The following is a 13476-nucleotide window of genomic DNA, read 5'->3' on the forward strand; positions in this document are numbered from 1 at the left end:
CGGTGCTTCGTTGACCGTCCGTTCGAATGCGGGCTGGCCGAAATCCCAGTGGCCCGGCGAGTGCGCGCCGGGCCAGAGTGGGCGCATGGATCAGGTGAGGCTCTCGGACGGGGTCGTCGTGCTCACCCCGTTCCGGGTGGCGGACATCGACGCGCACCTGGCGGGCGAGGACGACCAGCTGGTGCGCTGGCTGAACGGCGGGCCGAGCACCCGCGCGGGCACCGAGGAGTACGTGCGGCGGTGCACCGCGCAGTGGCTGTACCGGGGGCCGGCCCGGGTGTTCGGCATCCGGACCGGGCCGGAGCCGGTGCTGGCCGGCACGATCGACCTGCGGTTCGCGATGCCGCGCCTCGGCCCGGGACAGGTCAACATCGCCTACGGCCTCTACCCCGCCTGGCGCGGCCGGGGCCTGGCGACCCGGGCCGTGCACCTGGTGTGCCGGTACGCGGCGCAGGAGGGCGCGAGCGAGGGCGTGATCCGGGTCGACCCGGAGAACACCGCCTCGGCGGCCGTCGCCCGGCGGGCCGGATTCCGGTACTCCGAACGGGTCATGGAACCGACCGGCAACCGGCTCGACTGGTACCTGCGCGAGCTGGCCGCCGTCCCTGCGGAGCACCCCGTCCCGGCGGAGCGCCCCGTCCCGGCGGCCGGCTGCTCCGTCTGACGGCCCGTTCCCCTCCCCGGCTCAGCCCCGGCGCCGGGCGGCCGCCAGCACCTCGCCCGCCAGCAGGCCCACCGCGATCGTCGTCACCAGCGTCACCAACTGCGTCAGATCGCGGAAGCCGGCGATGGGATGACCGCCGGCCAGGTCGGTCAGCCCGCGCATGCCGAGCGAGCCGACGGTCAGGGTGAAGAAGCCGGGCAGCAGCAGGATCAGCCGCGGCGGCGCGGACGGCCGGAGGCCGACCCTGGTCGCGGCGGCGCTGAGCGCGGCCGCGGCGACGAAGGTCCCGGCGACCTCGCCCGCCAGCCAGGTGAACAGCGTCTGCACCGCCACCGTCAGATAGACCAGCAGCAGCAGCGACGGCCCGAACCGCAGCGGGATCGCGAAGGCCAGCACGGTGCCGGTCGTGAAGACGATCCAGGCCGTGAACAGCGCCCAGCGCGGCAGGTCCTGCGCGGCGGCCACGTCGAACAGCGCGTGCCGGTCCCGCCCGGTGACGGCGAGTCCGACCAGCACGCCGACGTACAGCTGGAGCAGCAGGAACCCCGCGTAGACCAGCCGCACCGCGCCCGGGGTGATGTGCCCGGCGGCGAGTTCGGCGGCGGCGGCGCTCAGGTAGTCGCCGGGGACGAAGAAGAACAGCGCGGGCAGCATGATCAGCACCGGCCCGCCGTGCTCCGGGGTCCGGGCGAACACCAGCAGCGCGATCACCGACACCAGCACGGCCGCCACGAACGGCAGCACCGCGCCCAGCCTGGGCCAGCGGGCCGCCCCGACCGCGAGCGCCGCGGTCGCCAGGCCGAGGACGGCGGTGGAGCCGACCTCCCACCAGGTCGGCTGCATCAGCGGGGCGAAGCCGATGGCGAACATCACGATCCCGATCGCCTTCACCCACCAGGGGTACGGCGGCGGGGCCGTGTCGATGGCGGCGAGCCGGGCGGCCGCGGCGGGCAGGTCGAGCCGGCCGGCCCGGATCTCGGCGAGCAGCGGCTTCACGGCGGCGAGCTGGTCGAGCCGGAACACCTCGGGGAACGCCCGGACCGTCACCGTGCCGGTATGGCCGTCGGCGGTGACGGTCAGCACCGCGCCGTCCGGGACGACCAGCAGGCGCGCCGCACCGCCGAAGGCCCGCGCCGCGCCCTCCACCTCCGGCTCCAGCTGCTGAACGCCCTCGCCGCTGTTGCGCAGCAGGAGGGAGGTCAGCCGGGTCAGGAAGGCGGTGAGCTCGCCCCACCGGGGCGGCCGCGTCCGCTGCTCCATGCCCGCCTCCGTCCGCGCGCCGCCGCAGTGTCCCCGCGCTGTCCGTGTGCCGTCCCGCGGCGTCCCCGCGGCATCGCCTCCAGACTGCCCGCCGTCGGCGGATGCCGCGCGCCGAACCGGCGGCGCGGGGCACCGGCGGAACAGGGCGCCGACGGAGCGGAGGTTCCTGACGTGGACGCGACCGGGGCAGCTGGTGAAGATATGGCGTACGTCCATACGATTTGACAGATCTTGACCGTATTTACGGACCGTCAGGGCTTTGCCACCGTTCGCAGGCGCTCCTACGCTCCGGCGTCATGCCCTCACCCCTGATCAGCGTCGTGATCCCCGCCTACGACCAGCAGAAACAGCTGGCGGACTGCCTGGACTCGCTGCTCGCCCAGTCCTTCCGCGACTTCGAGGTGCTGGTGGTCGCCGACCGGTCCCCCGACTGCCCGGCCCAGCTCGTCGAGCGCTACGCGGCCCGGCACCCCCAGGTCTCCGTCCTCCAGCTCGACGCGGCGGTCGGCGTCGGCGTCGGCCGCAACGCGGGCGCCGCCCGGGCCCGCGGCGAGTACCTGCTGTTCCTGGACGCCGACCACCTGCTCGCCCGCGACGCCCTCAGCTCCTTCGCCGACCACCTGGAGCGGACCGGGCCGGTCGACCTGCTGCTGTTCGGACACACCCGCCAGCACGCCGGCCGGGACTGGCCCGGCGGCGCCGAGACGCTGCTGGCCGAGGCCGGACCCGAGGTGTTCGGCCCGGCGGACCGTCCCGAGCTGCTGGGCGCGCCGCCGCTGATCTGGGACCGCCTGGTGCGGCTCGAACACTGGCGCGGGCAGGCGCTGGCCTTCCCCGAGGGCCGCTACGAGGAGGTCCCCGTCGTCCACCGGGCGATGCTGACGGCCCGGCGGATCGCCGTCCTGCCGCGCGCCTGCGTACAGCTGCGCCGCCGCGAGACCGTGCACCCGACCGGCTCGCCGGGGAGCAGCAGCTTCGACCTCTTCGACCAGTACGAGCGGACCTTCGCGCTGCTGGACGAGCTGGACGCCCCCGGGCCCGTCCGGGACGCCCTGTTCACCCGGATGGTCCGGCACTACCTGTTCGTCTTCGACCTGGCCGGCTGCGTCGCCCGCGCCGAGCGCCCGCAGTTCTTCCACCGCGCGGCCGAGCACCACCGGCGCTTCCAGCCGCCCGGCCACCGCCGCCCGGGCGGCCGCGAGGGCGTCAAGTTCTCCCTGCTGGCCGGGGGTGCCTACCCGGCCTTCGAGGTGGCCAAGCTCTCCCACATCGCCGCCGGGACGCTCACCGGCGCCTCCCGCCGCCGCTGAGGCCAGGGGGGTCGGGGCAGGGACGGGGGCGGCGCGGGCCCGTGCCGCCCCCGTGCGCGGGGTCAGGCGTGCGCGGTGCCGCCGTCGGCCGCCATCGCGGTGGCGATGCGGTGCAGGGTGTCGGCGCGGAGCTCGTCCGGCAGCGGCGGGAGCAGGTCCATCCAGAGCGCGAGAGTGGAGCCGATCAGCTGGCGCTGGCCCTCGGGGCGGGCGATCAGCCACAGGTGGAGGTGGGCCCCGCCGTCGCCCCAGCGGTTCACATGGACGCGCCCGATACCGCCGAGTGCCAGGACCGCCCGCTCCACCCGCTGCAGCATCGGACCGAGCTCGACCGCCCGGGCCGGCGGCAGGTCCGTCAGGTCGTGGTGCTCGCGCGGGCCGAGGAACAGCACGGCGGGCAGGCCGTGCGGCGCGTCGAAGGCCCTCAGCCGCCAGTGCTCGTCGGTCCAGACGAAGTCCTCCTCCGGACGGCGGCACTCGTGGCACTCCGCCGCCCCGGCCTCGCCGTGCCGGCCGGGCTCGGGCAGCACGGGGGCGTCCAGCGGACGGACGGTCAGCTCGCCCTCGTAGGGGAAGATCGACCAGGAGGGGGCCGCGTCCTCCGGTATCGGGAGCCGCTCGCCGATCGGCAGATGGGCGATGAAGCGGCGGGGGTCGTCAGGATTCTCGATGGTCACGGAGACCGACCGTCCCACACTCCCCGGGAGCGCCGCCAGCGCTTTTCCTCCGCACCCGTCCCGCCCGGCCGACGCGGGTTCGAAGACGGCCCTCGCCCCGTGCCGTTCCCCGGGGCGGGCTGCGATGATCGGCGGGGACCGTTCGCCACCGCCAGGGAGGACCGCCCGTGAGCCGCCCCGAGACCACCCCCGGCACCGAGCTCGCGCGCGAGCTGGCCGCCGCGCTGCGCGGCGAGGTCCGGTTCGACGCCGCCGAACGGACCGTCTACAGCCACGACGCCTCCAACTACCGGCACCTGCCGCTCGGCGTGGTCAAGCCCGCCGACACCGAGGACGTACGCACCGCCCTCGCGCTCTGCCGCCACCACCGGGTGCCCGTGGTGGCGCGCGGCGCCGGGAGCAGCATCGGCGGGCAGGCGATCGGCCCCGGCGCGGTGGTGCTCGACTTCCGCCGCCACCTGGGTGCCGTCCTCGGCGTCGACCCGGAGCGCCGCACCGCCCGCGTCCAGCCCGGCACCGTCCTCGACGACCTCCAGCGCGCCGCCCGCCCGCACGGCCTGCGGTTCGGGCCGGACCCGTCCACCCACAGCCGCTGCACGCTCGGCGGCATGATCGGCAACGACTCCTGCGGCGCCCACTCGGTCGCCTGGGGCCGCACCGCCGACAACGTCGAATCGCTGGACCTGCTGCTCGCCGACGGCACCGAACTGACCGTCGGCGGCCCGCTCACCCCCGCCGAACGCGCCGCCCTCGCCGCCCGGCCCGGCCCCGAGGGGCTGCTCCACCACCGCCTCCAGGAATTCACCGACCGGAACCTCGCCACCGTCCGGCGCGGCCTGCCCGAACTCCCCCGCCGGGTCTCCGGCTACCCGCTGGACGCCCTGCTGCCCGAGCGCGGCCACCACCTGGCCCGCGCCCTCACCGGCACCGAGGGCACCTGCGCGCTGCTGCTCGGCGCCACCGTCCGGCTCGTCGAGGAGCCGCCCGCCCGCGCCCTGGTGGTCGCCGGCTACCCGGACGAGACGGCCGCCGCCGACGCCGTGCCCGCACTGCTGCCGCTCGGCCCGCTCACCGTCGAGGGCATGGCCGCCGACCTGATCGCCGCACTGCTCGCCGCCGGACCGCGCCCGCCCGCCCTCGACCGGCTGCCCGACGGCGCCTGCTGGCTCTTCCTGGAAACCGGCGGCGCCACCGCCGCCGAGGCCCTCGACGCCGCCCGCCGGCTCGCCGACACCGTCCGTCGCGAACGCACCGCCACCGCCGCCGTGGTCACCGACCCGGCCGAGCAGCGCCAGCTCTGGGCCGTGCGCGAGGCCGGTGCCGGGATCGTCACCCGGCTGCCCGGCGGCGGCGAGGCCTGGCCCGGCTGGGAGGACTCGGCCGTCCCGCCGGAGCGGCTCGGCGACTACCTGCGCGGACTGCGCGCCCTGCTGCGCCGGCACGGCCTGCGCGGCGTCCCGTACGGGCACTTCGGCGAGGGCTGCGTCCACCTGCGGATCGACTTCCCGCTCACCCGGCCACAAGAGCTGCCGGTGTTCCGGGAGTTCATGGAACAGGCGGCCGACCTGGTGGTCTCGCACGGCGGTTCGCTCTCCGGCGAGCACGGGGACGGACAGGCCCGGGGCGAACTGCTGCCGCGCATGTACGCACCCGAAGTCATCGACCTGTTCCGCGAGTTCAAGCAGATCTGGGACCCGGAGAACCTGCTCAACCCCGGCATCGCGGTCGACCCGCGCCCGCTGGACGCCGACCTCCGCTTCGGCGGGCGGCCGGCGCGCGAGCTGCCGCTCGCCCTGCCGTACGAGCAGGACGACGGCAGCCTCGCCAAGGCCGTCCGCCGCTGCGTGGGGGTCGCCAAGTGCATCGATACGACCACCGGTGTGATGTGCCCGAGCTACATGGCCACCGGCGAGGAACGGCACTCGACCCGCGGGCGGGCCCGGCTGCTCGCCGAGATGCTGCGCGGCGCCGGGGCACTCCCCGGTACCGGAACGCTTCCCGGCACCGGGGCCGCGATCACGGACGGCTGGCGGTCCGCCGAGGTCCGCGAGGCGCTGGACCTCTGCCTGGGCTGCAAGGGCTGCGCCAGCGACTGCCCGGTCCACGTCGACATGGCCACCTACCGGAGCGAGTTCCTCTACCAGCACTACCGGCACCGGCCCAGGCCCGCCGCGCACTACGCGATGGGCCTGCTGCCGCTGTGGCTGCGCGGCGCCGCGCTCGCACCCGGCCCGGTCAACGCGATCGGCCGCTCAGCGGCCGCCCCGCTGCTCAAGCGGCTCGGCGGCATCGACGGGCGCCGGGCACTGCCGGTGCTGCCCCCGGAGACCTTCACCCGCTGGTACCGGCGACGCCGCGCCCTGCGTCCGGCCCCGGCCGGCGCGCGGCCCGTCCTGCTCTGGCCGGACACCTTCTCCGAGCACCTCCAGCCGGAGGTCCTGCGCGCGGCCGTCGAGGTCCTGGAACACCTCGGCTTCGACGTCCGACTGCCCGCCGGACCGGTCTGCTGCGGCCTGACCCGGTACTCCACCGGCCAACTCCCGGGCGCCCGGCGGGTGATGCGCCGCAGCCTGGCCGCGCTCGCCGCCACCGGTCTGCCCGCCGACACACCCGTCGTCGGGATGGACCCGAGCTGCACCGCCACCCTGCGCGAGGAAGTCCCGCGCCTGCTCGGCGCGGAGGGCCGCCCCCTGGCCGAACGCACCCGCACCTTCGCCGAGTTCGTCGACGAGTACGCGCCGGACGCGCCGCTGCCGCAACTGCCGGTGAACGCCGTCACCCAGACCCACTGCCACCAGCACGCGGTGCTCGGCAGCGCGGCGGACCGCCGGATCGAGCGGCGGATGGGCGTCACCAACCGGGTCCTGGACTCCGGGTGCTGCGGGCTCGCGGGCAACTTCGGCTTCGAACGCGGGCACTACGGGATCTCGGCGGCGATCGCCGAACGGGTGCTGCTCCCGGAGGTCCGGGCCGCCGGACCGGACACCGTGATCCTCGCGGACGGCTTCAGCTGCCGCACCCAGATCGCCCAACTGGCCGACGGGCGGCGGGCGCTGCACCTGGCGGAGCTGATGCTCCGGGCCCTGCGGGAGCAGCGGGAGCCGCCCTCGACCGAGTAGCCGGCCCGCCGCCCCGACGGCCGGGCGCGCCGAGTCCCTGACACCGTCCGCGGCGGCCACCACAATGACGCCATGACCCTCACCACCGCCGAGGCGGACAAGATCCTGGCCGACAACTTCGCTCCCTGGGTGCAGGCGCTCGGCCTGTCGGTGACCGGGACCGGAGAGCGCCACGCCGTGCTCCGGCTGCCGTGGTCCGACCAGCTCGCCCGGGAGGGCGGCGCGCTGTCCGGCCAGGCGCTGATGGCGGCGGCGGACACCGCGAGCGTGATCGCGGTGTCCGCCGCCCGGGGCGGCTTCGGCCCGATGACGACCGTCCAGCAGTCCACCAGCTTCCAGCGCGCGGTCGTCGGACAGGACGTCCTGGTGCACGCCCGGGTCACCAAGCTGGGCCGACGGATCGCGTTCCTGGACATCACCCTCACCGCCGAGGGCGAGGAGGAGCCCGCCGCCCACGCCACCACGGTCTACGCCCTGGCCTGAGCCTCCCGGCAGTCCCTCCCCCGGCCCCTGCTCCCCACCGCCCCTCTGCCTCTGCCCTGCTACTTCCCCCGCTTCGCACACTTTGCAAAGTGCACTTTGCAAAGTGTGCGGCCGCCCCATCCACTGGGCTCATCACGCTCATTTCCGCCCATTCTGTCCTTCTCCGCACTTTGCAAAGTGTTACTTTGCAAAGTGCGGGGAACGGCGAGGCGAGCGAAGTCCAAGGCACCACACCGGGTCGGCCCGGGGCGTGCCCCGGGCCGAGCCGGCCTCCCTCGTACTGCCTCGCCCGTCAGGCGCTCTGCGGCGTCTCCAGCACCTCCGTCGAGCGCGGCGAGTCCTCGGCGCAGACCGCCGTCACGAACTCCGCCAGCCGCGTCTGCGGCATGCCGCGCGCGATGTCCGCCTCGCTGATCATGCCGACGAGCTCGTGCTCCGGGTGGTTGATCACCGGCAGGCGCCGGACCCGGTACTGCTCCATCACCCGCAGCACCTGTTCGACGTCCTCGTCCGCCTCCACCGTCATCGGCCGCCCCTGGGCCACCTCGCCCGCTGTCACCTGCTCCGGGCCGAGGCCCTCAGCGACGCACTTGAGCACGATGTCCCGGTCGGTGAGGATCCCCAGGAGCTTCTGCCGCTCACCGCAGATCGGCAGCGCCCCGACGTCGCGTTCCTTCATGAGCCGGGCCGCCGTGGCGAGCGTCTCGTGCTCGCGCACGCACTCGGCCCCCTGATGCATGATGTCGCCCGCACTGGTCATGATCGGCCTCCTGACCTGCCTGCCACTCCCGTCACTCCATCGTGGTCCGGCCGCCGGGGCCCCGCCACCGGGCCGCCTATGCGGCGGCGCCCCGCCCGCCTTCGGGACCCTCCGACGAATCGGCCGGACCGTCGTCGGGCACATCGGCCGGCGGGTCCAACGGCGGGACCGGCGGCACATCGAGCGGCGGGCTCCCCAACAGCTCTTCCAGCGGAGGGAGTTCGTGGACCTCGGCAGCGCGCACCGAAGGCGTCCCGCGCTCCGTGCCCGGCACCTCGGCCGGCTCCCCGGGCGTCGGCGCAGCGGCCTCGGCTGCGGCCCGGCTGTCGGCCTCGCCCGCGGCCCGCCGATGGGTCTCCGCCGCACTGTCCAGGAAGCGCAGCAGCTCCACCGGGAACGGCAGCACCAGCGTCGAGTTCTTCTCCGCAGCGACCTCCACCACCGTCTGCAGCAGCCGCAGCTGGAGCGCCGCCGGGGTCGCGCTCATCACCGCTGCCGCCTCCGACAGCCGCGCGGACGCCTGGAACTCGCCGTCGGCCGTGATGATCCGCGCCCGCCGCTCCCGCTCGGCCTCCGCCTGCCGGGACATCGAGCGCTTCATCGACTCCGGCAGGGCGACGTCCTTGATCTCCACGCGGTCGATCTCGATCCCCCAGCCGAGGGCCGGGCTGTCGATCATCAGCTCCAGCCCCTGGTTGATCGGTTCGCGGTTGGCCAGCAGGTCGTCCAGCTCGCTCTTGCCGATGATCGACCGCAGCGAGGTCTGCGCGACCTGGGAGATGGCGAAGTTGTAGTCCTGCACATTGATGATCGCCTTGACCGGGTCCTCCACCCGGAAGTACACGACGGCGTCCACCCGGACGGTCACGTTGTCCCGGGTGATGCCCTCCTGCGCCGGGATCGGCAGCGTCACGATCTGCACATTCACCCGGCGCAGCTTGTCCGCGACGGGCATCAGCGCGACCAGTCCCGGCCCGCGCACCTCGTCCCGCACCCGGCCGAACCGGAACACCACGCCCTGCTGGAACTGCTGCACCACGCGCAGGCTCAGCCCCGCCACCACCGCCGTCAGCAGCAGCACGACGACCACGACCGCTATCACCACATCGACGACCATCACGGCCTCCTCGCGCGGCAGCGAGCCCCGGCCGTCGCCGACCCAGCCTGCCGACGGCCGCCGGAACAGCTGGTTCCACGCTACGCCTGCCCCGTTCGGACCGGGACGAATCCCCCGCAAGCCCTAGGATCGTCGCCATGCCGCAGCCCACCGCCGAGGAACCCGCCCCGGCCGAGGTCGCCGAGGCCGTCGAGGCCCCGGACCACCCACTGCACCCCGCCGCGGCCGCCGCCCGGGCGCCGGACCTCACCGTCCTCGACCGCGTCGTCACCGGCTGCCGGGCCTGCCCCCGCCTGGTCGGGTGGCGCGAGGAGACGGCCCGGGTCAAACGCCGCGCCTACCTGGACTGGGACTACTGGGCCCGTCCGATCCCCGGCTTCGGCCCGCCCGACGCCCCCCTCGTCCTGGTCGGACTCGCCCCCGCCGCGCACGGCGCCAACCGCACCGGCCGGATCTTCACCGGCGACCCCTCCGGCGACCTGCTCTACGCCGCCCTGCACCACCTGGGCCTCGCCAACCGCGCGCTCTCCGTCCGGCACGGCGACGGCCTCGCCCTGCACGGTGTGCGGATCACCGACCCGGTGCGCTGCGCCCCGCCCGACAACAAGCCGAGCACCGCCGAACGCGACACCTGCCGGCCCTGGATCGCCCGCGAGTTCGAACTGCTCCGCCCCACCGTGCGCAGCGTGGTGGCGCTCGGCGGGTTCGCCTGGCAGACGCTGCTCCCGGTGCTCGACGCGGCCGGCTGGACCGTCCCGCGCCCCCGGCCCCGGTTCGGCCACGGCGCGCACGTCACGCTGACCGCGCGCGACGGCGGCCCGCCGCTGGAGCTGTACGGCTGCTACCACGTGAGCCCGCGCAACACGAACACCGGCCGGCTCAGCACCGTGATGCTGCGCGAGCTGCTCCGCACCGCCGCCAGGGCCGCGGGGCTCGACCCGGCGGAGGAGTGACGCCCGGGGGACGGCGCCGCGCTCCCCCGCTGCCTCAGCCGAACCGGGTCAGCTCCGGGCCGGACGCCCGCTCCCACACCTCCGGCAGCGCGAGCCGCGCCCGCTCCGCCTCCGCCAACTGCTGCCCGTAGAGCACGCCGTAGCCGAACGGCTCCTTCGAGGCGCGGGCCTGCTCGCGCAGCGCGGTCGAGGCCACCACCGCGTCCTGGTGCTCGCCGAGGACCTCCTGGACGGCCTTCATCCGGGCGACGTACCGTTCGGCCGCCCGGCCCGCGACCGGCAGCGCCGTCTCGCCCGCGTACCGGGCGCGTTTGGCGGCCTTGCGGGCCTCGTGCAGCGCGATGTCCTGTTCCTCGCCCCCGTCGGCCAGCGCGGTCCGGATCCGGTCGGCGGTGCGCCGCTGTTCCCGGGCGGCGACCCGGGTCAGCTCCGGGCCGGCCGCGCGGTCCGCCCGGCCGCGGAGCGGCGGTTCGGTGAGCAGCGTGGCCAGTCCGTCGGCGAGTGCCCGGCGGCGGGGGCTGTCCAGGGCGGCGACGACCTCGGGCCGGACCCGGCGGTACTCGGCCTTCCCCCGGCGTTCCAGTTCGGCGGCGACCTGCTCGGGTCGGCATTCCGCGGGCAGTTCCCGGGCGCGTGCCGCCAGCCGTTCGCCCAGCACCTCCTGGTCGCGGGCCCGGCCCAGAGCGGCCGCCAGCCAGCGCAGCTCGGCCACCAGTTCGTCGGTGGCTCCGGGGGCGAGCAGTCGCCGGTAGGTCCGGAACGCGCTGCGCAGGCGCCGGCAGGCGACCCGCATCCGGTGCACCGCGTCCGGTTCGTCGGCGCGCACGGCCTCGTCCAGCCCGGCCAGCACCTCGGCCTGCGCCCGGATCCGTCCGAGCACCACCTCACCCACGGTGACCCTGTCGTCGGCCATCCGCCTGCACCCCCTTCCGGGGCGTCCGGGAATCGCCTCCAGGCTAGCCCGCGCCCCTGCCCCGGGGCAGCGCACCTTTCCGCCACCCGTCCGCCGCCCGCGCCTGTCCCCGACGGAGTGGGAAGTCGGCGGGTCCGACGTCCTGTGCGCCGATGCGGCATCCGTGCGGCGCGGGTGCGGTCAGGGGCGCAGCTGGATGGCGAGGCACATGGTGTAGCCGACGAGGGCGGCGAAGAAGACGACGGCGGTGGTGTAGCGGGGGGTGAAGGGGAGGCCGGCGAGGGCGGGGTAGAGGAGGACGGCGGTGCCGGCGGCGATGTCGGCGAGGTAGAGGCCGCGGGGCGGGAGGATGCCGGTGCTGCGGGCGGCCCAGCCGGTGGCGACGAGGAAGCCGGTGAGCAGCATGAATCCGGAGAGCAGTCCGGAGCCGATGCTGGAGAGGACGGGGTGGGGTTCGGGCGGTAGTTCGCCCTCGGGGACGGCGGGGCGCAGTCGGTGGGCGACGGCCAGGGAGCCGACGGCGAGGGTCACGCAGGCTGCGGCGCTGAGCAGGGGGACGGGGTTCATCGGCGACTCCGGGTGCTGGTGTGGTGGTGGCCGAGGGCTGCGGCGAGCGCGGCCGGGACGAGGACGGTGAGGAGGAGGACGGTCGTCCAGGTGGTGGGGTCGAGTCCGGCGGCCGGGGGTGCGGCGGGGGGCGGGGGTGCGGCGGCGACGGCGGTGAGGGTGGCGGTCGGGGCGGGTGGCGGGGGCATGGGCGAGGGCTGTGCCGTCCAGTTGGGCGGGGCCTGTGGGTGCGGGGGCGAGGGGGAGGGTTCGGGTCCGGGCCGGAGGGTGACGGCGGCGTGCGGCGGGAGCGGCGGCGGGGCGGGCTTCACGGGCTGCCGGGTGGCGGTCGGGGTGGTGGGGACGGCGGGCGTGGTCCGCACGGGCGACGGTGCGGCCGGCTCGGGGGACGGGGTGGCGGTCGGCACGACGGGGGCCGGTGCGGACGGCTGGGCGGAGGACGACGGCGACGGCGACGGCACGGAGGGCACCGACGGCGAGGAGGACGGCGTGGGCGAAGGCGTGGAAGAAGGCGTGGAAGAAGGCGAAGGCGACGGGCAGGACGTCGCGGAGTGCGGAGGGTGCGACGGCTGCGGGGGATGCGGCGGGAACCACGGTCCCGGCGGCCACGGCCACGACGGTGACGGAACCGCGGGCACCCCCGGCCCCGGGCCATGGGCATAGTCCATCGCTCGATTGTCGGACCGTCCCACCGCCCCGTCAGCGACTGACGGCCCGTCACCCGCCCTCGCGCCGTCAAACCCATCGCCCCGGTGAACTCCCCGCCCCCGGACCGCGAACGAACGACCGATGCGGGACAATCTGTGCGCCGATCCGGCCGCCGGCCCCGACGCACCCTCGTGCCCGGCGTAAGGGCCGTGACATACTCCCGAGCGTGACGACCTCCTCCACCCACGCGACGAGGGCCCTGCGGGCCGCGGTGTTCACCGCGCTCGCCGTGCCGCTGTCCGCGCTGGGCCAGGTGGTGATCACCGGTCGCCCGCTGCCGCTCACCCTGGTGGTGGTCGCGACCGCCGTCGTCTTCCTGGTCGCGGCCGTGCTGGCCGGCGGGGAGCGGCGGTTGACGCAGATCGCGGCCGTGCTGGTCCCGGTCGAGCTGCTGCTCAACACGACGTTCAATCTGGGCCAGACCAGTTGTGGTCCGGTCCTCGGCGCCGACCTCCCCGCCCGCGGCATGAACCTGCTGGTCTGCGGCGGCGGTTCGGTGGACGGGTCGTCGTTGCTCTACGGCCAGTTGGGGCACTCCGGGCGGCTGGCGCCCGCGGCCACCCAACTGCTGCTCCTGCTGGTGCACCTGGTGATCGCGCTGGCCGCCGCGGCCTGGCTGCGGCTGGGTGACGCGGCCCTGTCCGGCCTGCTGCGGGCGCTGCGCGCGCTGCGCCAGGCGGTCGCGGCGCCGCTGCGGGCGCTGGTCGCGCTGCTGGTTCCGGCACCGGCCCGGCCGGTGCTGCGGGTGCCGCTGCCGGTCCCGGACCGCCGCCGCCCGTGCCGCGAGGACGTGGTGCTGAGTCCGGCCCCGCGCCGCGGCCCGCCGCTGTTCGCGCCTGCCCGCTGACGACGTCCTGACGACTGCCCCGCGACGGGCTCCCAGGTGTCCGGCGGGCGGTGCGCGCCTCCGCCTCCCGCCCAGTAGTCCCCTCCGGCCCGTACTTC

At 75.5% G+C, this 13476-nt stretch carries 13 protein-coding genes; 6 read left to right on the forward strand and 7 right to left on the reverse strand.

From position 1 onward, the window contains the following. The first annotated feature begins 85 nt into the window (after positions 1-85). Positions 86-664 (forward strand): GNAT family N-acetyltransferase, encoded by a 579-nt coding sequence (locus OG715_RS08355; RefSeq protein WP_266275931.1) that lies wholly within the window; start codon positions 86-88, stop codon positions 662-664. A 21-nt stretch (positions 665-685) separates the two neighbouring features. Here the strand turns inward: OG715_RS08355 and OG715_RS08360 are convergent, their stop codons facing one another. Next, positions 686-1924, reverse strand: a complete 1239-nt coding sequence (locus tag OG715_RS08360; protein ID WP_266275929.1) for a threonine/serine exporter family protein — start codon at positions 1922-1924, stop codon at positions 686-688. Positions 1925-2220: 296 nt separating this feature from the next. Between OG715_RS08360 and OG715_RS08365 the strand changes: the two genes are divergently transcribed. After that, positions 2221-3234, forward strand: coding sequence for a glycosyltransferase family 2 protein (locus OG715_RS08365; protein ID WP_266275927.1), 1014 nt, complete (start codon positions 2221-2223; stop codon positions 3232-3234). 62 nt (positions 3235-3296) lie between these two features. On the opposite strand, the gene OG715_RS08370 is transcribed toward OG715_RS08365, so the two are convergent. Next, the gene (locus OG715_RS08370) at positions 3297-3911 is read right to left on the reverse strand and encodes a hypothetical protein (protein WP_266275925.1); all 615 of its coding nucleotides are present in this window, start codon (positions 3909-3911) and stop codon (positions 3297-3299) included. Between the two features lie 167 nt (positions 3912-4078). Between OG715_RS08370 and OG715_RS08375 the strand changes: the two genes are divergently transcribed. Further along, positions 4079-7030, forward strand: a complete 2952-nt coding sequence (locus OG715_RS08375) for an FAD-binding and (Fe-S)-binding domain-containing protein (protein WP_266275923.1) — start codon at positions 4079-4081, stop codon at positions 7028-7030. Positions 7031-7102: 72 nt separating this feature from the next. Beyond that, a complete protein-coding gene (locus OG715_RS08380) occupies positions 7103-7513 on the forward strand; it encodes a PaaI family thioesterase (protein ID WP_045944238.1) in 411 nt (136 codons plus the stop codon). Between the two features lie 292 nt (positions 7514-7805). On the opposite strand, the gene OG715_RS08385 is transcribed toward OG715_RS08380, so the two are convergent. Together OG715_RS08385 and OG715_RS08390 are read right to left on the reverse strand one after the other, a co-directional pair. After that, positions 7806-8273: a CBS domain-containing protein gene (locus OG715_RS08385; protein WP_266275922.1), complete on the reverse strand. Its 468-nt coding sequence runs from the start codon at positions 8271-8273 to the stop codon at positions 7806-7808. 76 nt (positions 8274-8349) lie between these two features. Further along, positions 8350-9390 (reverse strand): slipin family protein, encoded by a 1041-nt coding sequence (locus OG715_RS08390; RefSeq protein WP_266275921.1) that lies wholly within the window; start codon positions 9388-9390, stop codon positions 8350-8352. Positions 9391-9527: 137 nt separating this feature from the next. Here OG715_RS08390 and OG715_RS08395 point away from each other — a divergent pair, with 137 nt between their 5' ends. Continuing rightward, positions 9528-10343, forward strand: a complete 816-nt coding sequence (locus OG715_RS08395; RefSeq protein WP_266275920.1) for a uracil-DNA glycosylase — start codon at positions 9528-9530, stop codon at positions 10341-10343. Positions 10344-10377: 34 nt separating this feature from the next. On the opposite strand, the gene OG715_RS08400 is transcribed toward OG715_RS08395, so the two are convergent. From OG715_RS08400 to OG715_RS08410, 3 genes are all read right to left on the reverse strand, one after another. Continuing rightward, positions 10378-11256: a CHAD domain-containing protein gene (locus OG715_RS08400; RefSeq protein ID WP_266275918.1), complete on the reverse strand. Its 879-nt coding sequence runs from the start codon at positions 11254-11256 to the stop codon at positions 10378-10380. 180 nt (positions 11257-11436) lie between these two features. After that, entirely contained in the window at positions 11437-11823 is a 387-nt protein-coding gene (locus tag OG715_RS08405; protein WP_266275916.1) for a hypothetical protein, read from the reverse strand. Beyond that, complete coding sequence (locus OG715_RS08410; RefSeq protein ID WP_266275914.1) at positions 11820-12284, reverse strand: hypothetical protein; 465 nt, start codon at positions 12282-12284, stop codon at positions 11820-11822. The genes OG715_RS08405 and OG715_RS08410 overlap by 4 nt, the downstream gene beginning before the upstream one ends. A 413-nt stretch (positions 12285-12697) precedes the next feature. Here OG715_RS08410 and OG715_RS08415 point away from each other — a divergent pair, with 413 nt between their 5' ends. Further along, a complete protein-coding gene (locus OG715_RS08415) occupies positions 12698-13378 on the forward strand; it encodes a hypothetical protein (RefSeq protein WP_266275912.1) in 681 nt (226 codons plus the stop codon). Positions 13379-13476: the final 98 nt, after the last annotated feature.

The sequence above is a fragment of the Kitasatospora purpeofusca genome (assembly GCF_036010405.1).
GTDB lineage: Bacteria > Actinomycetota > Actinomycetes > Streptomycetales > Streptomycetaceae > Kitasatospora > Kitasatospora purpeofusca.

Coding starts and splice junctions, on each gene's coding strand:
- OG715_RS08355 (WP_266275931.1), top strand. CDS start 86: ATGGATCAGGTGAGGCTCTCGGACGGGGTCGTCGTGCTCACCCCGTTC.
- OG715_RS08360 (WP_266275929.1), bottom strand. CDS start 1,924: ATGGAGCAGCGGACGCGGCCGCCCCGGTGGGGCGAGCTCACCGCCTTC.
- OG715_RS08365 (WP_266275927.1), top strand. CDS start 2,221: ATGCCCTCACCCCTGATCAGCGTCGTGATCCCCGCCTACGACCAGCAG.
- OG715_RS08380 (WP_045944238.1), top strand. CDS start 7,103: ATGACCCTCACCACCGCCGAGGCGGACAAGATCCTGGCCGACAACTTC.
- OG715_RS08385 (WP_266275922.1), bottom strand. CDS start 8,273: ATGACCAGTGCGGGCGACATCATGCATCAGGGGGCCGAGTGCGTGCGC.
- OG715_RS08390 (WP_266275921.1), bottom strand. CDS start 9,390: ATGGTCGTCGATGTGGTGATAGCGGTCGTGGTCGTCGTGCTGCTGCTG.
- OG715_RS08395 (WP_266275920.1), top strand. CDS start 9,528: ATGCCGCAGCCCACCGCCGAGGAACCCGCCCCGGCCGAGGTCGCCGAG.
- OG715_RS08400 (WP_266275918.1), bottom strand. CDS start 11,256: ATGGCCGACGACAGGGTCACCGTGGGTGAGGTGGTGCTCGGACGGATC.
- OG715_RS08405 (WP_266275916.1), bottom strand. CDS start 11,823: ATGAACCCCGTCCCCCTGCTCAGCGCCGCAGCCTGCGTGACCCTCGCC.